15 protein-coding genes are annotated in these 21676 nt (G+C 70.9%); 13 read left to right on the forward strand and 2 right to left on the reverse strand.

Annotated elements, in window-relative coordinates:
* Nucleotides 1–12 precede the first annotated feature (12 nt).
* The 11 genes from IPJ78_13245 (at nt 13) to IPJ78_13295 (ending at nt 16930) form a co-directional block, all read left to right on the forward strand.
* Nucleotides 13–951, forward strand: coding sequence for a carbon-nitrogen hydrolase (locus tag IPJ78_13245; protein MBK7907509.1), 939 nt, complete (start codon nt 13–15; stop codon nt 949–951).
* Nucleotides 948–2030, forward strand: coding sequence for an agmatine deiminase family protein (locus IPJ78_13250; protein ID MBK7907510.1), 1083 nt, complete (start codon nt 948–950; stop codon nt 2028–2030). Before IPJ78_13245 ends, IPJ78_13250 begins: the two co-directional genes overlap by 4 nt.
* Nucleotides 2027–5257 carry a protein kinase gene (locus tag IPJ78_13255; GenBank protein ID MBK7907511.1) on the forward strand — a complete coding sequence of 1077 codons (3231 nt, stop codon included), beginning with the start codon at nt 2027–2029 and terminating at the stop codon, nt 5255–5257. The genes IPJ78_13250 and IPJ78_13255 overlap by 4 nt, the downstream gene beginning before the upstream one ends.
* Entirely contained in the window at nt 5257–6366 is a 1110-nt protein-coding gene (locus IPJ78_13260; GenBank protein MBK7907512.1) for an ABC transporter substrate-binding protein, read from the forward strand. Before IPJ78_13255 ends, IPJ78_13260 begins: the two co-directional genes overlap by 1 nt.
* The gene (locus IPJ78_13265) at nt 6363–8066 is read left to right on the forward strand and encodes a methyl-accepting chemotaxis protein (protein MBK7907513.1); all 1704 of its coding nucleotides are present in this window, start codon (nt 6363–6365) and stop codon (nt 8064–8066) included. Before IPJ78_13260 ends, IPJ78_13265 begins: the two co-directional genes overlap by 4 nt.
* Nucleotides 8067–8068: 2 nt before the next feature.
* Nucleotides 8069–8761: a 7-cyano-7-deazaguanine synthase QueC gene (gene queC / locus IPJ78_13270; protein MBK7907514.1), complete on the forward strand. Its 693-nt coding sequence runs from the start codon at nt 8069–8071 to the stop codon at nt 8759–8761.
* Between the two features lie 87 nt (nt 8762–8848).
* Nucleotides 8849–9478, forward strand: a complete 630-nt coding sequence (gene queE / locus IPJ78_13275) for a 7-carboxy-7-deazaguanine synthase (protein ID MBK7907515.1) — start codon at nt 8849–8851, stop codon at nt 9476–9478.
* A 177-nt stretch (nt 9479–9655) separates the two neighbouring features.
* Nucleotides 9656–12541 (forward strand): TonB-dependent receptor, encoded by a 2886-nt coding sequence (locus IPJ78_13280; protein MBK7907516.1) that lies wholly within the window; start codon nt 9656–9658, stop codon nt 12539–12541.
* Nucleotides 12542–12610: 69 nt separating this feature from the next.
* The gene (locus IPJ78_13285) at nt 12611–13393 is read left to right on the forward strand and encodes a glycerophosphodiester phosphodiesterase (GenBank protein ID MBK7907517.1); all 783 of its coding nucleotides are present in this window, start codon (nt 12611–12613) and stop codon (nt 13391–13393) included.
* Complete coding sequence (locus IPJ78_13290) at nt 13390–15228, forward strand: ABC transporter ATP-binding protein (protein ID MBK7907518.1); 1839 nt, start codon at nt 13390–13392, stop codon at nt 15226–15228. The genes IPJ78_13285 and IPJ78_13290 overlap by 4 nt, the downstream gene beginning before the upstream one ends.
* Before the next feature lie 106 nt (nt 15229–15334).
* A complete protein-coding gene (locus IPJ78_13295) occupies nt 15335–16930 on the forward strand; it encodes a CotH kinase family protein (GenBank protein ID MBK7907519.1) in 1596 nt (531 codons plus the stop codon).
* 89 nt (nt 16931–17019) lie between these two features.
* Here the strand turns inward: IPJ78_13295 and IPJ78_13300 are convergent, their stop codons facing one another.
* Nucleotides 17020–17469: a hypothetical protein gene (locus IPJ78_13300; GenBank protein ID MBK7907520.1), complete on the reverse strand. Its 450-nt coding sequence runs from the start codon at nt 17467–17469 to the stop codon at nt 17020–17022.
* Nucleotides 17470–17593: 124 nt separating this feature from the next.
* Complete coding sequence (locus IPJ78_13305; GenBank protein ID MBK7907521.1) at nt 17594–19084, reverse strand: AAA family ATPase; 1491 nt, start codon at nt 19082–19084, stop codon at nt 17594–17596.
* Nucleotides 19085–19087: 3 nt separating this feature from the next.
* Between IPJ78_13305 and IPJ78_13310 the strand changes: the two genes are divergently transcribed.
* Both IPJ78_13310 and IPJ78_13315 read left to right on the forward strand, forming a co-directional pair.
* Nucleotides 19088–20329 carry an MFS transporter gene (locus tag IPJ78_13310; GenBank protein MBK7907522.1) on the forward strand — a complete coding sequence of 414 codons (1242 nt, stop codon included), beginning with the start codon at nt 19088–19090 and terminating at the stop codon, nt 20327–20329.
* A gap of 9 nt (nt 20330–20338) precedes the next feature.
* Nucleotides 20339–21544, forward strand: coding sequence for an MFS transporter (locus IPJ78_13315; GenBank protein MBK7907523.1), 1206 nt, complete (start codon nt 20339–20341; stop codon nt 21542–21544).
* The last annotated feature ends 132 nt before the right edge of the window (nt 21545–21676 follow it).

The following is a 21676-nucleotide window of genomic DNA, read 5'->3' on the forward strand; positions in this document are numbered from 1 at the left end:
TGAAATTCCCGCATGAGCACCCGAGCCCCGTTCACGGTCGCCATCATCCAGGATGGCGTCGAATCGACCGCGTCCGCGACCCTCGTCGCGACCGAACAGCGCATCCGCGATGCCGCCGGCAAGGGCGCGCAGGTGATCTGCCTGAAGGAGCTGTTCAACGCCCCGTACTTCTGCAAGCGGCTCGACGCCTCGCGCTTCGACCTCGCCGAGGAGGTGACCGGCGCGACCGTCACGCGCCTGCAGGCGGTCGCGAAGGAGCTGGCGATCGTGCTCGTCGTGCCGATCTACGAGCGGCAGGGACCGGGCGTGTATCGCAACAGCGCCTGCGTGATCGACGCCGACGGCGCGCTGCTCGGCGTCTATCGCAAGATGCACATCCCGCACGACCCGCTCTTCGAGGAGAAGTACTACTTCGCTCCCGGCGAGTCGACGGCGCCGGTGCAGCCGAAGGGCGTGCGTGGGCCTGACGGCGAGGCGGGCGGCTTCATGGTCTGGAAGACGCGCTACGCGACGATCGGCGTGCTCATCTGCTGGGACCAGTGGTATCCCGAGGGCGCGCGCATCAACGCGCTCCTCGGCGCGGACATCCTGTTCTATCCGACGGCGATCGGGTGGCACCCGGCCGAGAAGGCCGAATGGGGCGCGGCGCAGGTCGATGCGTGGCGCACCGCGCAGCGGGCGCACGCGATCGCGAACGGCGTCTTCGTCGCGTCCCCCAACCGCGCGGGCTTCGAGCCCGAGGCGGGGACCGACGGCATCGAGTTCTTCGGGCACTCGATGATCGTCGACCCCTACGGCCGCTTCATGGCGCAGGCGGAGACGGGGGACGCGACCCTCATCGCGACCTGCGACCCCGCGCTCATCGAGTACACGCGCCGCAACTGGCCCTTCCTGCGCGACCGCCGCGTGGATGCGTACGGCCCGATCCTCAATCGCTGGATCGGGTCGTGAGCGAGGCGTCGGCGACGGTGCGCTGGCCCGCGGAGTGGGAGCGGCACGACGCGACCTGGATCAGCTGGCCGCATCACGAACCCGACTGGCCGGGCAAGTTCGGCCCCATCCCGTGGGTCTACGCCGAGATCGCGCGCGCGCTCGCCGAGCATGAGCGGGTGCACATCCTCGTGCACGACGAGGCGACCGAGGAGCAGGCCTGGCACTGCCTCAAGATGCACGAGGTCCGCGAGTCACGGATCCACCTGCACCAGTGCCCGAGCGACCGTGTCTGGCTGCGCGATTCCGGTCCGACCGGGGTGCATCTGCCCGATGGCAGCGTCCGCCTCGTGCACTGGGGCTTCAACGCCTGGGCGAAGTACGACAACTTCGCGCATGACGCGCGGATCGGCCGGTTCGTGGCCGACCACACGGGACTCGCCTGCCACCAGCCCATGCGCCACGACGGGAAGGGGCGCGTGATCCTCGAGGGCGGCGGCATCGAGACCGATGGCCGCGGCACGATGCTCGTGAGCGAGGAGTGGCTGCTGAGCGACCAGCAGGTCCGCAATCCCGGCTTCTCGCGCGCCGACTACGAGCGCACCTTCGCCGAGGAGCTGGGGTGCACCCGGACCATCTGGCTCGGCGAGGGCTGCGTCGGCGATGACACGCACGGACACGTGGACGACATCGCGCGATTCGTCGCGCCCGGCGTGGTGGTGCTGGCGCACGAGGAGGACCCGGCCGACGAGAACCACGCGCGGTCGCTCGACAACTTGCGGCGGCTCGAGGGCGCGACCGACGCCACCGGCGCCCCGATCCGGACCGTGACGTTGCCCTATCCACGCCCGGTCGTGATGGATGGGACGCGCCTCCCGGCGAGCTACGCCAACTTCTACCTCGCGAACGGCGTCGTGATCGTCCCCACGTTCAACGACCCCAACGACCGGATCGCGCTCAACACGCTCGCCGAGCTGCTGCCCGACCGCCAGGTGGTCGGGATCCACGCCGTGGACCTCGTCTGGGGTCTCGGCACCCTGCACTGCCTCACCCAGCAGCAGCCCGCGCCGAAGGGCAAGCGCGGCAAGGGACACGCGTGACCGACCCGATGCCGACCGACCCGATGCTCGAGACGCTGCGCGCCCGCCTCGGCGCGCAGTACGCCATCGATGGCCTGCTCGGTCGGGGCGGCATGGGCAGCGTCTTCCGCGCGCGCGACCTCACGCTCGACCGTCCGGTCGCGATCAAGGTCGTCACCGGCGACGTCGCGACCAACCCCGATCTTCGCGCGCGCTTCCTCCAGGAGGCGCGCACCGTCGCCAAGCTCCGGCACCCGAACATCGTCGCGGTCTACAGCGCCGGCGATGCGGACGGCATGCTCTACTTCGCCATGGAGCTCGTGCCGGGCGAGTCGCTGCGCGACCTGCTCGACCGGGAGAAGCGTGTCGACGGCGCGCGCGCCGAGCGGATCCTGCACGAGCTCGCGCTCGCGCTCGATTACGCGCACGCGAACGGCATCGTGCACCGCGACGTGAAGCCGGAGAACATCCTGCTCGACCGCGAGACCGGGCGGGCGATGCTCACCGACTTCGGGGTGGCGCGCGCGCTCGAGGGCGACGGTCGGATGACGGGGACCGGGATGATCCTCGGCAGCCCGCGCTACATGAGCCCGGAGCAGGCGACGGGCGAGACGACGATCGACGGGCGCTCGGACCTCTACGCGCTCGCGCTCGTGGGGTACGAGATGTTCACCGGCAAGCCGGTGGTCGACGCGGGGAACGTCGCGGCGATGCTCGTGAAGCACCTGACGGAGACGCCGAAGCCCATCAGCGACGCGGTGCCGGCGATCCCCGAGGGCGTCGCGACGGCGATCGACCGCGCGCTGCTCAAGGACCGCGACCAGCGATGGGCGAACGGCCGCGAGATGGCGGAAGTGATCGGCATGGCCTGGACGCCGATGGGCGGCTCGTCGGGGATCGGGACGCGCGCGGCCACCCCGCCATCAGCGAAGCCCGGGTTCGCCCTCCCGGCGAGCGCGGCGGGGCGCCGTCGCGGGATCGTGGTGGCCGGCATCGCGGTCGCCGCGCTCGTGATCACCGCGGGCGCCCTCCTCTGGCCGCGCGGCGGCGCCCCACGCGACGTCGACCCGCGCCGCTCGTACGCGGTCATGCCGTTCGAGATCCAGAGCGGCAATCGCGACGTGCAATGGCTGCGCGACGGGTCGGTGAACATGCTCACCCTCGCGCTCTCGCAGTGGAGCGACCTCACCGTCGCCGACTACGAGCGCACGATGGTGCTGGTGCGAGAGGCGGGCCTCGAGGACAAGCGCGTCGACATCGACCGGGCGCTGGCGATCGCGCGGAAGGCCGGCGCCTGGACCGTCGTCACCGGCACGATCGCGACGACCTCGGACTCGCTGCTCGTCGACGCGCGACTCTACGACGTGGGCTCGGGGAAGTCGCTACAGACGGAGCATCGCGCCGTCGCGCTCTCCGCCGACCCGCGCCCGCTGTTCGACGGCCTCGCGCGCTATCTGCTCGGCGTCGCCGGCGGGACCGCGACAGAGACGGTGGACCTCGCCGCCGCGACGACCAAGTCGATCACGGCGTATCGCGCCTACCTCGAAGGGACGCGCGCGCTCTTCTCGTGGCAGGTCCTCAAGGCGGACACGCTCTTCCGGCGTGCGATCGCCGCCGACTCGACCTTCGCGCTCGCGTGGCACAAGCGCTCGCTCGCGCTCGGTTGGGGGGATGCGGGCGGGCCCGGGTATCTCGAAGCGTCGGAGCGGGCGCTCGCACTCGTCGACCGACTCCCCGCGCGCGAGCAAGCCCTCGTGCGCGGGCACCACGCGCTCTCGACGGGCCTGCGCGTCCAAACGGCCAACACCGGGACCGGTGCCAAGGAACTGCGGGACGCCCAGCAGATCTTCAGCGACCTCATCGCCCGTGACTCGAGCGTCGCGGAGGCGTGGTACGGCCTCGCCGACGCCCGGTTCCACACGCAGTTCGACGCGAGCGACATGGAAGGGAGCCTGGAGCGGATGACGGGGGCGCTGCGCGCCTTCGAGCGCACCCTCACTCTCGACTCGACGTTCCATCTCGCCTACTCGCACCTGGTGAGCCTGTACGCCGGGATGTCGACCGCCAACAGCCAGATCTTCTTCGACGGCACGCGGGTCCAGCTTGGCGACTCCGCATCGATCAAGCGCGCCGGCGGCCCCGACGCGGTCGCGAGGATGCGGACCGAGGCCGGCCGGACCGGACTGGCACTCTCGCGGCTCTGGGCCCGCGCGGACGTGAACGCGATCGCGCCGCGCATCGCACTCGCGCAGGGCTTCATGGCCGCCGGAATGACCGACTCGGCGATGATCGTCGTCGACGAGACGCTCGCCGAACCGCAGTTCGCGGCGCCGCAGTACGGTCTGTGGGGCAACCAGTACCGCTTCATCGCCGACGATCCGCGCGGCGCGCCCGGGCTCGTGGAGGGCACGCGCGCCCTCGACGTGGCGCGGTTCCGGCAGATCCCCTTCACCGACCGCTACGGTTACCTGGCGATGGCGATCAGCGCCGCCGGCGCGATCGGCAACGGGGCCGAGGTGGACCGCGTGTCCGGACTCTGGGCGCGCATCGACACCGTCGCGCCCTTCATCGGGGGTCCGATGGCGCCCGCGATGCAGTGGTTCGCCGCGAGCGTGCACATCGCGATGAAGGGCGAGATGTCCGCTGCGCAGCGCGGATGGCTCCTCGATGGCCTGCGCCCCATGCAGGACCTGCCCGCCAACTCGCCGGTGCGCTTCGGCGCCGTCCCGGTCGCATACGTCGGGTATCTCGTCAGTCGCGACACGATCTTCTCGGGGCTCGCCCGGCGCTTGAATCCGCAGCAGGAGGCCGCCTGGCCCGAGCTCGACGCCCGCGAAGCCCTCGAGCGCGGCGACACGGCGCGCGCGCGGACCATCGCCGCGACATTCTCGCCGGCCGCGCAGGTGCGCACGGCGCGCCTCGGCCTCGCCGGCCTGCGGACCGCACTGCGTGCCGAGGTGCTCGCCGACCTGGGTGACGCCGCGGGCGCGCTCGCGCAGTACGAGGCGATGCACCCCTCGCGCTTCGCGACGTCGCTCATCGACCCCGGGCATGCCGTCTACGTCCGGACGTTCGCCGCACGCGCACGCCTCTACGAGCAGTTGGGTGAGCGCGAGAAGGCGATCGCCGCCTGGACGGAGTTCCTCCGCCGCTGGGAGAAGGGCGACGCCGACACCGACGCCGCCCGGCGCGAAGCACGCACGGCGCTGCAGCGCCTGCGCGACCAACCCACCACCCGTCGCCCCTGATGCCGCGTCCCCCCGCGCTTCGCCACCTGCGCACGCTGGCCCTCCTCGTCGCCTTCACGGGCTGCGGGGACGCGCGCGGTCCCGTACATCTCGGCATGGCCGGCCCCTTCACGCAGGGATTCGGTCGTGCGAACCGGCTTGGCGCGGAGCTCGCGCTGGCCGAGATCAACGCGGCGGGCGGCATCCGCGGCGATTCCCTCCGCATCGAGTTCAAGGACGACGGCGGCGAGGGCTCCAAGGCCGCCGTGGTGGCGCAGTCGTTCGTCGACGACCCGCGGATCGTCGCCGTCGTCGGCCATGTCACGTCGGGCGCGATGCTCGCGGCGGCCAAGGTCTACGACGGGCGCCTGCCCGCGGTCGCGACCACCGCGTCGGCGGCCGACCTCACCGGGATCTCGCCCTGGGCGTTCCGCGTGATCTCGAGCGACTCGGCCAACGGCGTGGACCTCGCGCGCTTCGCCGAGCGCCTCGGCAAGTCGCGCGTGGCGATCCTCTACGAGAACGACTCGTACGGGCGCGGTCTGGCCGACGCCTTCCGCCGCAACTTCAGCGGCACGGTCATCGGCATCGACCCGATCGGCTACGAGGGAAAACGGGCCGACATCTACCTCGAGTGGATCGCCGCGCGGAATCCGGACCTCGTCTTCATCGCCGGCACCGAGCTCACCGGGATGGCCTTCCTGCGCGAGGCCCGGCGTCGCGGGATGACCGCGGACTTCCTGGGCGGCGACGGCTGGACCGGAGTGGTCGCGGATACGGCCGCGTCCGAGGGCGCGTACGTGGGTGCCCCGTTCACCGCGCTCGATCCGCGTCCCGAGGCCCAACGGTTCACCCAGGCCTTCCGCGCGCGCTTCGGCCATGATCCCGACGGCAACGCGGCGCTCGCCTACGACGCGGTGAAGCTCCTCGCCGCGGCCGTCGAGGCGGTCGGCCCGGATCGCGCGCGCGTGCGCGACTGGCTGGCCCAGCGAGGGACCGGCGGCGCCTTCGCCGGCGTGACCGGCCCCATCGCGTTCCTCGAGACGGGCGATCCGGTCGGCAAGTCATTCACCATGACGCGCGTCGTCCGTGGCCAGCTCACGCTCGCCGAGCGCGGGAGCACGCCGTGAACCTCTTCTCCCTGCGGACCATCCGGAGCCGCCTCGTCTTCGGCTTCTCGTTGCTGGTCGGGCTCCTCGTGATCGCCGGCATCGTCGGCTACATCACCATCGGGGCGTTCAGCGACGAGATCGGTGGCGCACTCGGGCAGGTGCAGCGTGAGACCGCGCTCACCGCCGACCTCCGCACGAACGTCGCGCGCGAGCTCGGCGCGGCCGTCCGCTACCTCGACCGCGGCGTCGCCCTCGACCATGCGGAGTTCAGTGACGCCGGGTGGGCCGCGCACACCGCGCTCCGGAAGCTGAACGAGAGCCCCGGACTCACGTCGACCGAGCTCGGCCTCATCGCCGGCATCGACGAGCAGCTCGCGACCCTCGAGGTCGGGCTCACGCAGGCGCAGTTGCTCCGCGACCTCGGCCGCCTCGAATCCGCCGTCGCCCGCACCGATTCCATCCGGGCACTCGAATCGGAGCTCACGCGCGACGTCGCGCGTCTGGGCGAGATGCGCGCCGCGCAGGTCGCGCGCGACACCCGCGCGTTGCAGGAGGAGGCCCTCCGCCGCAAGAACCTCCTCCTCGCCGTCGTCATCGGCGCGATGATCCTCGGCGTCATCACCTTCGCGAGCACGGTCCAGCGCATCTCCGGGCCGCTCGCGCTGCTGCTCGCGCATGCGCGAGCCCTGAGCCACGGGCGCCTCGACATCCGCACCGAGGAGGAGCTGCCTGGCGAGTTCCAGGAGCTCGCCGACGCGATGAACAGCACCGCCGCGTCGCTCTCGCGCGTCGCGACCGTCTCCACCCACACGGCCGAGGAGGTCTCGACCTCCGCGCACCAGCTCACCTCGGCGGCCGAGCAGATCTCGCTCGCCGCCTCGCAGACGGCGAGTGCGATGTCCGAGGTCACCGAAGGGGCGGAGAGCCAGGTCTCCTCGCTGCGCGACGCGGACGCCGCGCTGCAGCAGGTGCGCGAGCGCGCGCACGAGGTGCGGGCCGGCGCCGACGAGGTCGCCGACCTCTCGGCGGAGATCGAGCGCGTGGCGCGCGAGAAGCGGGCCGAGATCGCGCGCGCGCGCGACCTCCTCATCGAGATCCGCCAGTCGGTGGACCGCGCCGCCGGCGAGGTGCGCGAGCTGACGGCGACGGCGGAGAGCATCAACCGCTTCGTCGGGATCGTCAGCCGCATCGCCGAGCAGACGAACCTGCTGTCGCTCAACGCGGCGATCGAGGCGGCCCGTGCGGGGGCGGCGGGCCGCGGGTTCGCGGTCGTCGCTGACGAGGTGCGCAAGCTCGCCGACCAGGCGCAGCAGGCCGCCGACGACGTCGTGCAGCTCACCGCGATCGTCACGCGCCGCGTGGGCACCACGACGCTCGCGATGGAGACGGGCGCCAGCCGCGTCGCCGAGATCGAATCCGTCTCGGCAGGACTCGACGAGGCCCTCGAGACGATCGGCGGGGCGGCGGAGCAGACGCGCGCCGCAGCCGAGAGCCTCGGCGACCTCGCGACCGCGAACGTCTCCGCGGTGAACAACGCCTCAAGCGGCATCTCCACCGCGGCCCGCACCGCGGAGAGCCACGCGGCCGCCGCCGAGGAAGTCAGCGCGTCGACCGAGGAGCAGAGCGCCGCGTGCGAAGAGATGTCCGGAGCCTCGGTCGCACTGCTCCAGGGGTCGATGCGGCTGAAGGAGATCGTCGCCGGGCTGCGGACGGAGTAGCGATGCCGCTCGCGACACTGGCGCCGGTCGCCGCCGGCACCCCCACCGTCCTGCTGTTGAGCGGCGGACTCGACTCCACCACGCTCCTCGCCCTGGCGACTCGGGCGGGGTACGCGGTGAATGCGCTGACGTTCCGCTACGGCCAGCGACACGGGATCGAGATCGATCGCGCGCGCGCGATCGCGAAGGAGTGGCGGGTGGCGCGGCACGTGGTGGCCGACATCGACCTGCGCCTCTTCGGCGGCTCGGCCCTCACCGCCGACGTGGAAGTCCCGAAGGACCGCGACGCCGCGGCGATGGCGGCGGGGATCCCGATCACCTACGTGCCGGCGCGCAACACGATCTTCCTCTCGTTCGCGCTCGCCTGGGCCGAGGTGCTCGGCGCGACCGACCTGCTGATCGGCGTGAACGCGCTCGACTACAGCGGCTATCCGGACTGCCGTCCCGAGTACATCGCTTCGTACGAGGCGATGGCGAACCTCGCCACCCGCTCCGGCGTCGAGGGCACGGCCCGCACGCGCATCCTCACGCCGCTCATGGCGCTGAGCAAGGCGGACATCATCCGGACGGGACTCGCGCTCGGCGTGGATTACGACCGGACGATCTCGTGCTACGACCCGAGCGTGGAGGGGATCGCCTGCGGGCACTGTGATGCCTGCGTGCTCCGCGCGAAGGGGTTCGATGAGATACGATGAAGGGGGCGGCATCTCGCCCCCCGCATCCCGCACCTCCCTCCGCATCCTGTCCTCGCTTCCGTCCTTCCGCCTTCAGCCTTCTTCCATCTGTATTCTGTAAAGGAGCTCTTCTATACGTTGCAGGGCGAAGGCCTCCAGGCCGGTCGCCCCGCCGTCTTCTGCCGGTTCGCCGGGTGCAATCTCTGGACCGGTCGCGAGCAGGACCGCGCGACGGCGGTCTGCACCTTCTGCGACACCGATTTCGTCGGGATCGGGCCCGATGGCGGTCGGTTCGAGACGGCCGAGGCCCTCGCGGCGGCGGTGGCGTCGCGGTGGCCGGATGTTCCCGGTGGGCGGCGCCTCGTCGTCTGCACCGGAGGGGAGCCGCTCCTGCAGCTGGACGAGGCTGCGATCGACGCCCTCCACGCGCACGGATTCGAGGTCGCCGTCGAGACCAACGGCACCCAGCCCGTCCCCCGCGGCCTCGACTGGGTCTGCGTGAGCCCCAAGGCCGCCGCCCCGGTGGTGGTCGCCGGCGGCGACGAACTCAAGCTGGTGTTCCCCCAGGCCGCCGCGCGGCCCGAGCGGTTCGAGGGGCTCGCCTTCCGGCATTTCCTGCTCCAGCCGATGGATGGACCCGATCGCGAGGCCAATACACGGGCCGCCGTCGACTACTGCCTCGCGCACCCGCGTTGGAGGCTCTCGGTGCAGACCCACAAGGTCGTCGGCGTCCGGTAACCCCGCCCCGGTCCGGGCGGCACCCCCCGGCCGGGTTGAGCCCACGTATTGACGTAAGCCCCGGCAGGGCGGAACTTTGACCCGGTCCGGCCGCCCGGTGATTCAGGTCACGGGGGGTCGGGTGGGCCACGCCTCCCGTGGTCCCAAACACCCCAAGCACTCTGAGGTGGCTTTCTCATGCGAATTCGTTTCGTCAGCAAGGCGCTCGCGTTCCTCGGCCTGATGGCCGTGGCGGGTGCCGCCGACGCCCAGTCGGGGACGATCACCGGCAAGGTGACCCAATCCGAGGGTGGCGCCCCGATCGCCGCCGCGCAGATCTCGGTGAACTCCGGCATGACGCGCGTGTCGGCGAGCCAGTCCGGTGAGGACGGCTCGTACCGCATCGCGAACGTGCCGGCCGGCACCTACACGGTGGTCGTGACCCGCATCGGGTTCGCGGCCAAGCGCACCGACGGCGTGCAGGTGAACGCCGGGGCCACCACGACGCTGAACGTCGGGCTCTCCGAGCTCGCCGCGCAGCTCAACCAGGTGGTGACCACCGCGACCCGCGGCGCCGAGCCCGAGAAGATCCTCGACTCGCCCAACTCGATCTCCGTCGTCTCGGCCGACCGCATCGCCGAGCGGCCGTCGGTGTCGATCACCGACCACATCAAGACGCAGCCCGGCCTCTCGATCTCGAACGGCGGCATCGTGCAGGCGAACATCGTCTCGCGCGGCTTCAACAACGCCTTCTCGACGTCGATGCTGATGCTGCAGGACTACCGGTTCGCCGGCGTCCCGTCGCTCCGCGTCAACGTGCCGTTCCTCTTCACCGGCACCGGCGACGACATCGACCGCATCGAGGTCCTGCAGGGTCCGGCCTCGGCGCTCTACGGTCCGAACTCCGGCGCCGGCGTGATGCACGTGATCACCAAGTCGCCGTTCAGCTCGCAGGGGACGTCGATCACCCTCGACGGCGGCGAGCGCTCGATGGCCCGCGTCGGCATGCGCCACGCCGGCACCTTCGGCGGCAACAAGTTCGGCTACAAGCTCTCGGGCGAGTACTTCACGGCCGATGACTGGCAGTACACCGACCCGAACGAGGTCGGTCTCGGCTTCGGCGCCACGGTCACCCCTGAGCAGCGCGCCCGCTACGCCGTCTGGGGCGTCACCCCGACCGGCGCCCTCGACCCGCGCGTCCCGACCTCGCGCCAGGGCGTCGCCAAGGCCCGCAACTTCGATCTCGAGAAGTACTCCGGCGAGGCGCGCCTCGACTGGCGCCCGAACGACGACACCGAGGCGATCACCACCGTCGGTTACTCCATGATCGGCTCGGCCCTCGAGATCACGACGACCTTCGGCGCCGCGCAGGTCCAGAACTGGAGCTACAGCAACCTCCAGCAGCGTTTCCGCCACAAGAAGTTCTTCGCGCAGGTCTTCTACAACGCGTCCAACGCCGGCAACGACGCGCCGCTCGATGACAACGGCACCTTCTACCTCCGCTCGGGCATCCCGGTCGTCGACCAGTCGAACGTGATGGTCGCGCAGCTCCAGCAGGGCTTCAACCTGAAGGAGACGAAGTTCACGGCCGGCTTCGACTACATCGCCACGACCCCCCAGACGAAGGGCACGATCATGGGGCGGAACGAGGACGATGACAACATCAACGAGATGGGCGCGTACCTGCAGATGACGCACCCGATCTCCGATCGCGTGGACTTCACCGGCGCCGTCCGCGGCGACATGAACTCGCGCATCGAGGGGACGCAGTTCTCGCCCCGCTTCGCCTTCATCTTCAAGCAGTCCCCGACGCAGAACTGGCGCCTGACGTACAACCGCGCCTTCAACTCGCCGGCCTCGTTCTCGTTCTTCCTCGACCAGTTCTCTGGCAACCGCGCCAACCTCGGCCCGGCGCTCGGCAACCTCGACGTCCAGATCCTCGGCAACCAGCCGAAGACGGGCTGGAACTACGATCGCAGCTGCGACGCCGCGGTCAACAACGGCCTCTGCATGCGGTCGCCGTTCACCGGCCCCGCGCCGGTCTCTGCCCAGGGTGCCAACATGGTCCCGGGCATCATGGCGACCTTCGCGCCGCAGCTCGCGGGTGGCCTCGCCGCCCTCGGTCTCCCGGCCCCGGCCATCGCCAACATCCAGGCCGCGCTCCTCGGCCTCGCCCCGACCAACGCCCAGGTCCGCGGTGTCCTCCGCAACCTCGGCGCGGCCGGCAACCCGATCGTGCCGTGGACCAACCCGGTCGATCTCTCGCCCCTCGGCGCCAACTTCTCGAACACCTGGGAACTCGGCTACAAGGGCGTCCTGAACAACAAGCTCCGCCTCGCCGTCGACTTCTGGTACCAGATCCGCCCGGCGGATCCGACGACGCAGGTCATCAACCTCGACGACGCGGTCTTCCTCGACCCGACGACGCTCGGGGCCTACCTCGGCGGCGCCATGGGGCCGACGCTGGTCGCCAACGGCGTGCCGGCGGGCGCGGTCAACACCGTCGTCACCGGCTGGGTCACGTCGCTCGCCGGCCTCCCCGCCGGCATGCTCAACTTCGACAGCCCGCTCTACGACCGGAACCAGCTCGTCTTCACGTACCAGAACGCCATCGGTCAGGTGGACGTCCGCGGCATCGACCTCGCCGCCGACTACCTCCTCACCGACGTGTTCTCGGTCTCGGCGACCTACTCGAACCTGAACCGCAACGTCTTCGAGAAGGCCGCGGGCGCGACGATCACCAACCCGCTCACGGCCAACGCGGCGAAGAACCGTGCGACCCTCACCTTCCGCTGGGATGACCAGGCGGCGGGCCGGTCGGCCGAGATCCGCACCCGCTACACGGATGCGTTCCCGGTGAACTCGGGCGTCTTCAACAGCTACAACCAGAGCACCCCGATCCGGTACGACCAGGTCCCGGTGAACTGGTTCGTCGACGCCGGCTTCTCCACGAAGCTCCCGATCGCCCAGAACGTCCGGTGGTCGATCAACGCGCAGAACATCCTCGACAGCCGCGTCCCGTCGTTCATCGGCGTGCCGGATGTGGGGCGTTTCATCACCACGCGCATCTCGTACAACTTCTAAGCACCACGGCTGGGCAGGACCGGAGCGGGGTGGGCCACTCGGCCCACCCCGCTTCGCTATTTTTCCCGGGTGTCCCTCTCCCTCTTCGATCCCGCCCGGCGCCCCGTCATCGGGCACCGCGGCAATCGTGCGCATGCTCCCGAGGACACGCTCGTCTCGTTCGCGCAGGCGGCCGCCCTCGGCGTCGATGCGCTGGAGATGGACCTGCATCTGTCCCGCGACGGCGTCCCGGTCGTGATCCATGACCCGTCGCTGGACCGCACCACCGACGCCGCCGGCGCGGTCGCCGACCGCACTGCCAGCGCCCTCGCCAAGGTCGATGCCGGCGCGCGCTTCTCGAAGGACGGCGGTCACACCACGCCATACCGCGGGCTCGGCATCGGCGTCCCGACCCTCGAAGAGGTGCTGGTCACGCATCCCACCATGCCGATGATCCTCGAGATCAAGGCACGGGAGGCCGCCGCCCCCGTCCTCGCGTTGCTGGAGCGCCTCCAGGCGACCGGGCGGGTCCTCATCGGCTCGTTCATGGACGAGGCCCTGCAACCCTTCGTCCGCGCCGGGATCCCAGTCGCCGGCGCCACGGCCGCCCTCGCCCGTCTCTACCTTCCGGCCCTCCTCGGGCTGCCGCACGCCCCTCTCGCCTTCCAAGCCATGTGCATCCCGCGCGTCTTCCGCGGCCTCCCGCTCCCCGTGGGCCGCTTCGCGCGGCTCATGCGGGCGGCCGGCGGCCCCACGCACGTCTGGACCGTGAATGACCGCGCCGAAGCGCGCGGACTCTGGGCCGCCGGCGTCTCCGGCATCATCAGCGACGACCCGGGGGCGATGCTCGCCGAGCGCGGAGGCGCGGCATGACCGCTCCCGTGAAGGCGCCTCCTGCCGGCGCGAAGCCGGAGAAGCGGAAGACCGACTACAAGGCCGCCTGGGCCGAGACGCGGAAGCTGATGTGGCAGCATCGGCGCTCGCTCGCGATCGGTCTGGCCCTCATGCTCGTCAATCGCTTCGCGGGGCTCGTCCTTCCCGGGAGCGTGAAGTGGATCATCGACGAGGTGCTGACCAAGAACCGGCTCGAGCTGCTCACACCGATCGCCGTCGCGGCGGGCGTCGCGACCGTCCTGCAGGCCGCGAGCTCGTTCGCGCTCTCGCAGGTGATCTCCGTCGCCGCGCAGCGCGCCATCACCGACCTGCGCCGACAGGTGCAGGCCCGCATCCTCCGGCTCCCGGTGAGCTTCTTCGATGCCACGCAGAGCGGCGTGCTCATCAACCGTGTGATGAACGATGCCGAGGGGATCCGCAACCTGATCGGCACGGGGATCATCCAGCTGCTCGGCGGCATCCTCACCGCCTCGATCGCTCTCGGGTACCTGTTCTGGCTGAACTGGTTCCTCACGACGATGACGCTGGTGTTCCTCGCGATCTTCGGCGCGGTGATGGCGTACGCCTTCGCGAAGCTGAGGCCGATCTTCCGCGAGCGCTCCAAGATCCAGGCCGAGGTGTCGGGCCGACTCGGGCAGGCGATGGGCGGCGCGCGCGTGGTCAAGGTCTACACGGCGGAGAAGCGTGAGGAGATCGTCTTCACCAAGGGGGCGCACGCGCTCTTCCGCAACATCGCGAGCACCATCACCGGCACGAGCGCCATCGCCGCGGTGAGCACGGTGATCATCGGCGCGGTGGGCGTGCTCATCGTCACCGTCGGCGGCCGCGCGGTCGTCGCGGGCACCATGACGCTCGGCGACCTCGTCTCGTACATCTTCTTCGTGGGGCTCGTCTCGTTCCCTGTCGTGCAGATGGCGAGCATCGGAACGCAGATCACCGAGGCCTTCGCGGGGCTCGACCGCATCCGCGAGATCTTCGCCACGCCCACCGAGGACGAGGACGACGCCGCGCGGCAGCCGCTCGCCCGGGTCGACGGTGACGTCGCGTTCGACCACGTCTGGTTCGAGTACCGCGAGGGGATCCCGGTGCTCAAGGACGTCACCTTCACCGCGAAGGCGGGGACGACGACCGCGCTCGTCGGCTCGAGCGGCTCGGGGAAGAGCACGCTCATCTCGCTCATCCTCGCGTTCAACCGTCCCATGCGGGGGCGGGTGGTGATCGGGGCGCAGGACCTCGCGACCCTCCGGCTCCGCGACTACCGCTCCACGCTCGGCGTGGTGCTGCAGGACAACTTCCTGTTCGACGGCACCGTCGCCGACAACATCGCTTTCTCCAAGCCCGGCGCGACGCGGGCCGAGGTGATGGAGGCCGCACGGATCGCCAACTGCGAGGAGTTCATCACCGGCTTCCCCGACGGCTACGAGACGATCGTGGGCGAGCGCGGCGTGAAGCTCTCGGGCGGCCAGCGCCAGCGCGTGGCGATCGCCCGCGCGATCCTCGCCGACCCGCAGGTGCTGATCCTCGACGAGGCGACCTCGAGCCTCGACTCGGAGAGCGAGCGCGAGATCCGCGAGGCGCTCAAGGCGCTCCGCGCCGGTCGCACCACATTCGTCATCGCGCACCGCCTCTCGACCATCCGCAGCGCAGACCAGATCCTGGTGCTCGAGGGCGGCGAGATCGTCGAACGCGGGTCGCACCGCGAACTCATGGCGCTCGCCGGCCGATACAAGGAACTGCATGACACGCAGCACGAGATCGAGAAGGACCTGTTCGTGAATCCCGGCGAGGACTTCTCGGAGGCGTCGGACGGCTGACGGCGGCCGACAGTGTCACAGCGTGATGCGGGGGCGGACGGACGGGGCATCCTGTCGTAGGATTCGGGTGTCCGGAACCGATGCACTGTCCACGTCCTGCCCTGTCATGATCGCTTCGCGCCGACTCCTCGCCATCGTTCCGCTCCTCCTCTCGGCCTGCCTCTCGCCGACGGAGCCGCGCACGATCGTGCCGGTCACGCCGTCGCTCACGGCGTTCGCCCTCGAGGCCGCGCGCAATCCCGCGCTCTCCGCCGACGTCGTCGCCAGCATCTCCGGCGACACCGTCCGGCTGGCCATCCCCGAGGTGATCGCGCTCGATTCGCTCGTGCCGAGCTGGATCACGAACGAGGCCGTCACGCTCGTCACGCTCGGGGATTCGTTCCCGGTCAACGGCCTCACGCGCGTGAGCCTCGCGCAGGACCGCCGCATCCGTCTCACCTCGTCCACGGGGACCGAGCGCGAGTACGTGCTCACGGTGACCGTCTTCACGGGCCTGCCGGTGGTCCGCATCAACACCGACGGCGGCGCAGAGGTCGCGACCAAGACCACGTACGTCGGCGCGACGGTCGACGTCTACGGCGGTCGCGACCACCCCGAGTGGTCGTTCAACATGCGCACGCAGATCCGCGGGCGCGGCAACTCCACCTGGTACAATCCGAAGAAGCCGTACCGCCTCAAGCTCGCGACCTCGCGCTCGGTCCTCGGCTTCCCCGCCGAACGCGACTGGGTGCTGCTCGCGAACTACTGGGATCTCTCGCTCGCGCGCAACGCCACCGCCTTCCGGGTCTCGTCGCTCCTCGGCATGACCTTCACGCCCCGGTGCACACCGGCCGAGTTCTACCTCAACCACGTGCACCAGGGCTCGTACCAGCTCTGTGACCACATGGAGGTCGGGGCGGCGCGCATCCCGGCCGGCGCGGACGGCTGGTTCCTCGAGCTCAACGACATCCGGCGCGTGGATCCGGACGAGATCTGGTTCGCGACACCGGAGATGACCGAGTATACGACCGTCGGCCACGGCGATACGATCCCGTCGGTCTGGGTCTACAAGTCACCCGACGCTCCGTCGCCGGCCCAGCGCAGCGCGATCGAGGGGCAGCTGCTCGCATTCGAGCAGGCGCTCTACGGCCCGAACTTCACCGATCCCGACAGCGGCTACGCGGCGCACCTCGATGCGCAGTCGCTCGTGGACTGGTGGCTCGTGATGGAACTCTCGAAGAACAACGATGCGGCCTTCTCGTTCGGCGTGTACATGTACCGCTCGGCGACGGGACGGATCACCTTCGGGCCGGTCTGGGACTTCGACCTCGCCTTCGGCAACTATCCATATGACGGTGGGCCGACGGGCTTCAAGATCCTCGTCTCCGGCTACCTGCCGCGCCTCATGGAGGACCCGGCCTTCGTTGCGCTCGTGAAGCAGCGGTGGCAGGTCCTCTACGCGCGCCGCGCCGAGCTCGACGAGTTCATCGGGACGTACACCGCCTCGTTGCGGCGATCGCAGCAGCTGACGCACGCGCGCTGGGCACCCTACAACCCGCGTCCGCTACTCATCGCCGGACCGGACGAGCAGGCCTGGTTCACCCCGGCGGTGGACCTCCGCGCGGCCTTCACCGACGCCGACTACGACACCGCGGTGCAGGAGATGCGCAGCTGGCTCTCGGCGCGCTTCGACTGGCTCCAGACGAACATCCTCGCCCTCTGACCGGACCCGTGCGCGACGCTTGACCGCCTCTCGCGTACGCAACGAAGCCCCCGGACCGCGAGGTCCGGGGGCTTCGTCCGTCCAGGCGATCAGTTGCGCTTGCCGCTGACCTTGGAGCCGTCGCCCGGCATCGACCACTCGCCCTCGGCGAGATCGCCGTCGAAGTTGAGCGTCATCGTACCCACATCGCCGGTCGGGACGGGGAAGGTGGCGACCATCTTCTTGCCGGTGATCTCGACCTTCGAGAGCGGGATGGTGCCGAACTGCGCGGTGCCGATCGCCCCGGACCAGGTGCCGTCGGCGAGCTTCACGAGCTCGAGCGTCACTTCCATGCTCTGGCCCTGCGCGACGATGCCGACCGACCACTTGCCCGCGGGCGAGTAGGGAGCGGGAGCCGGGGTGGCCGGCGTGGTGGTCGCGGACATCGCCGGCGCCGGCTCGAGGCGCGGCGTCCCGGTGACGGAGGTCGAGGTCGAGCTGACGGTCTTGCAGGCGCTGGTGAGCAGCGCGACGGCGGCGAGGGTGGCGGCGAGACGCATTCGGAGGACTCCGGTTGGGTGGTGGGGCCTGGGCCCGCGGACGCAGATAGGTTAGCGGCGGACCGCCGGATTGGACAGGGCGCGAGCGGCGAGGGTTCGCGCCGGCCGCGGCCACCGGCGGACCTCAGGCGGCCGGGACGGTCCGGTCGGCCGCCCAGTCCCTCAGCTGCGCGATACGCTCGCGCATCGTCCCGCTGAGGGGCTTGGTCCCCCGCAGCTCGCGCTCAAGCATCTCCGTGTCGAGCGTCCCCTTCGTCGCGAAGGCCACATGCAAGCCCGCGACGACGGCCTGCTCCAACTCGGCGCCGCTGAACCCCTCGCTCGCCCCCGCGAGCGCGGCGAGGTCGAACCGCGACGGATCCTGCCGCCTGCGCCGCAGGTGGATGCGCAGCACCTCGGCGCGGGCGGCGGCGTCGGGGAGGTCCACGAAGAAGACCTCGTCGAACCGCCCCTTCCGGATGAACTCCGGCGGCAGGTTCGCGATGTCGTTCGAGGTCGCGGTGACGAAGACATCACCCTTCCGCTCCTGCAGCCACGAGAGGAAGGTGCCGAACACGCGCCGCGACACGCCGCCGTCCTCGTCGCCGCCCGAGCTCGCGAACGCCTTCTCCAGCTCGTCGATCCAGAGCACGATCGGCGCGAGCCGCTCCGCCGTCCGCATGGCGCGCTTGAAGTTCTTCTCCGAGTCGCCGATGTACTTGTCGTACAGGTTGGCGGGGTCGAGCTTGAGCAGCGGCAGCCCCCATTCGCTCGCGACCGCCTTGGCGGCGAGCGACTTGCCGCACCCCGGTACGCCGAGGAGGAGCACGCCGCGCGGGAAGCCGAGTCCGAAGTCGTGCGCGCGCTGCGGGTCGGCGACGACGGCGCGGCGCGCGCCGAGCCAGGCCTTCAGCCCGTTCAGTCCCGCGACCTCGCCGAGGCCGGAGCCCGCCGGGTGATATTCGAGCAGGCCCCCCTGCTCGACCACCTGCCGTTTGGCCGTCGCCGCGCGCGCGATGTCCGCCGCGCGGAGCGCGTTGTCCTCGATGATCAGGCGCGTCACGACGCGCTCGGCCTCGTGCTGCGTGAGGCCGACGAGGTTGTTCACCAGGCGCGCGCGCTCCTCTGGCGTGAGCTCCACCTTGAGCGGCCCGCGCGCACTGTGCTCGCGGATGAGGCGCTCGAGCAGCGCGCGCATCTCCGGGAAGCCGGGGAGCGGGAGGTGCACCGTGGCGGCGACCGCACTGAGCGTGTCGGGCACGCGGAGGTCGCTCCCGGAGATGACGATCGCCCCGCGCCGCGAGGCGACGTGCGCGACCGCGTCGAGCACGTGGCTCGCGATGACCGGATCGTCCACCCAGGCGCCGAGGCCGCGGAAATGGTAGACGCCGGCTCCCTCGTCGAGCACGCGCGCGAGCGCCTTCGCCGGTTCGTCGGACCGCTCGATGAAGGGATCGCCGGCCTGCACGCCGCGACGCAGGCCGCGCGACCGCGTCCACGAGTAGTAGAAGAGCGACGACCGCGCCGCGAGGGCCGCGAGCAGCTCGTCCGCGCGATCCGGCTCGCCGGTGTCGAGGAGGATGAGCGCGTGCTTGCTCCGCACGAGCAGTTCGAGTTCGGCTTCCGTATCTTTCACGCGATGACCCCGCGAGGCGTGGACGCGAGCGAAGATACCGTGGCGCGAGCGCTCCCGCAGGGGGATGCCGGCCGCGCGTGGGCGATGCTCGCCCTCCTCGCGGTGGCCGAGCTGCTGGGGATGAGCCCCTGGTTCACGGGGAGTGCCGCCGCCCCCGAACTCGCCGTCCGATGGGCGCTCACCGATGCGCAGGTGGGGGGCCTCTCCACCGCCGTGCAGCTCGGCTTCGTGCTCGGCACCGCGATCGCCGCGGTGCTCAACCTCGCGGACCTGCTCCCCGCGCGGCGGTACTTCGCGTGGGCCGCGACGATGGCGGCGGTCGCGAACGCGGCACTCGTGTGGGCGCCGGACTACTCGACCGCCCTCATCACGCGCGCGGCGACGGGGCTGTGCATGGCCGGGGTCTACCCGCCGGCGATGAAGATGGCCGCCACCTGGTTCCGCGCACGCCGCGGGCTCGCCGTGGGCGCGGTCGTGGGCGCGCTCACGGTCGGGAAGGCCGCGCCGTATCTCTGGCGCGTGCTCCCCGAGGCGTCGCTCGCGCTCATCGTGTTCTCCGCGTCCGCCGCCGCCGCGCTCGCCGCGCTCACCATCGCCGTCGCCTGGCGCGACGGCCCCTTCGTCTTCCCGTCACGCCCCTTCTCGTGGGGCCTCGTCGGCGAGGTGGTGCGCACGCCGCGCTATCGATGGGCGACCGGCGGCTACCTCGGACACATGGCCGAGTTGTACGCCTACTGGACCTGGATCCCGGCGTTCATCGCGGCGAGCGCCGTCGCGGCCGCGGGAGACCCGACCGCCGCGCGCGCGCCCTGGGTGGGCGCGCTGAGCTTCGGCACCATCGCGATCGGCGGCGTGGGATGCGTCTGGGGCGGGCTCGTGAGCGACCGCATCGGACGCGAGCGGCTCGTGATCATCGCGATGGCGGTGAGCGGCCTCTGCGCGCTCGCGATCGGGCTGGCGTTCGGCCGCACGCCGTGGCTCCTCGCGCCCCTCGCGCTCGCCTGGGGCTTCTTCGTGATCGCCGACTCGGCGCAGTTCTCCGTGCTCGTGACCGAATCGGTGGCGCCGCACGCGGTCGGCACGGCGCTCACGGTCCAGGTCTGTCTGGGTTTCCTGCTCACCACGCTCACCATCCAGATGATCCCGCCCCTCGTCGCGCTCGCGGGATGGCGCGCCGCCTTCGCGTTGCTCGCCGTCGGGCCGATACTCGGGATCATGTCGATCCGACGCTTGCGTCCCGCATAGATTGGTGGCGTGTCCCCCCTGACCACCGCGCCACCCGCGAACGGCCGGACCCTCGGCGCGATCGCGCTCGCGACCTTCCTGACGCTCGTCCCGATCACGCTGCTCGTCCCCGGGCTCACCGAGCTCGTGGTGGACGCGCATGGGGGCACGCGGTTCCAGGCGCACCTGTTCGTGTCGCTCAATCAGCTGACGGGCATCATCGCCGTGCCGATCGCGATCCGCCTCCACCGCCGCTATCCCGACACGCGGCGCTGGGTGGTGGGACTGCTCGCGCTCGACGCGGTGAGCTTCGTGGGGATGGGCGCGGCCGATTCGCTCGCGATGCTCTTCGCGTGGCGCGCGATGGACGGACTGGCGCACCTGCCGGCGGTGACCTTCCTGATGATCGCGGCGAACCGCGCCGGGGGCGCACGACGCGGTGCCTCGCTGGGCGTGGTCGCGTCGGCGCTGATGGTGGGCGTGGGCGTGGGCGCCCCGGTGGGCGGCATCCTGATCGACCGGGCACCCCATTCCGTGTATCCGGTCGGCGCCGCGCTGCTCGCCGTGGCCGCGTGCTCGGCGTTGCTCATGCCCGCGTCGGTCGCGGGGGAGACGGGGGCGCGCTCACGCTACGCGTGGGACCGTTCGACCGTCGCGAGCTGGATGCCGCTCGCCTACGGCTTCGCGGACCGATTCTTGATCGGCGTCTTCGTCTCGAGCTTCACGCTCTTCCTCACCGAGGTGCACCAGGTGAGTGCGGCGACGCGCGGGATGCTGATGTCGCTCTTCCTGCTGCCGTTCGCCGCGCTCTGCTGGCCGGCGGGGCGCCTCGCCGACCGGCTGGGGTGGTACGCGCCGATCGTGACGGCGAACATCCTCTTCGGCCTGGTCTACGCGAGCTACGGTGTGCTGCCGTTCTCGCTGCTGCCGGTGGCGATGGTGGCGTCCGGAGTGCTCAGCGCGCTGATGTTCTCGCCGAGCCTGGTGCTGGTGAGCGAGTTCGCGCGCCGCGGGGCCGGCGAAGGGCTCTTCGGCGTGTTCCAGGTGGCGGGGTCGTTCGGGTTCCTCTTCGGCCCGATCGCCGGTGGCCTGCTCGTCGAGGCGCTGCGTGCGCCGAGCGGGGAGCCGGCGTGGGCACTCATCTTCGGCGTGGTCGGGGCCGGACTGGTGGCGCTGGGGCTCGTGAGCTGGCGTGTGCTCGGACGGCTGGCCGCCGAGTGGCGCCGGCCCGGCTGAACCGCTTCACCACAGAGGGCACAGAGGGCACAGAGAACGGCGGAGCACTGCAACTGCTCCACCACAGGGGCACAGGGGACACAGGGGGGACCCGGTCGCGAGACGATGTCGTTTTGGTTCGGAACGGACGTT

It is taken from the genome of Gemmatimonadota bacterium, from assembly GCA_016714015.1.
Taxonomy (GTDB): Bacteria; Gemmatimonadota; Gemmatimonadetes; order Gemmatimonadales; family Gemmatimonadaceae; genus Pseudogemmatithrix.

Coding starts and splice junctions, on each gene's coding strand:
- IPJ78_13310 (MBK7907522.1), top strand. CDS start 19,088: ATGACCCCGCGAGGCGTGGACGCGAGCGAAGATACCGTGGCGCGAGCG.
- IPJ78_13260 (MBK7907512.1), top strand. CDS start 5,257: ATGCCGCGTCCCCCCGCGCTTCGCCACCTGCGCACGCTGGCCCTCCTC.
- IPJ78_13245 (MBK7907509.1), top strand. CDS start 13: ATGAGCACCCGAGCCCCGTTCACGGTCGCCATCATCCAGGATGGCGTC.
- IPJ78_13290 (MBK7907518.1), top strand. CDS start 13,390: ATGACCGCTCCCGTGAAGGCGCCTCCTGCCGGCGCGAAGCCGGAGAAG.
- IPJ78_13280 (MBK7907516.1), top strand. CDS start 9,656: ATGCGAATTCGTTTCGTCAGCAAGGCGCTCGCGTTCCTCGGCCTGATG.
- queC (MBK7907514.1), top strand. CDS start 8,069: ATGCCGCTCGCGACACTGGCGCCGGTCGCCGCCGGCACCCCCACCGTC.
- IPJ78_13295 (MBK7907519.1), top strand. CDS start 15,335: ATGATCGCTTCGCGCCGACTCCTCGCCATCGTTCCGCTCCTCCTCTCG.
- IPJ78_13300 (MBK7907520.1), bottom strand. CDS start 17,469: ATGCGTCTCGCCGCCACCCTCGCCGCCGTCGCGCTGCTCACCAGCGCC.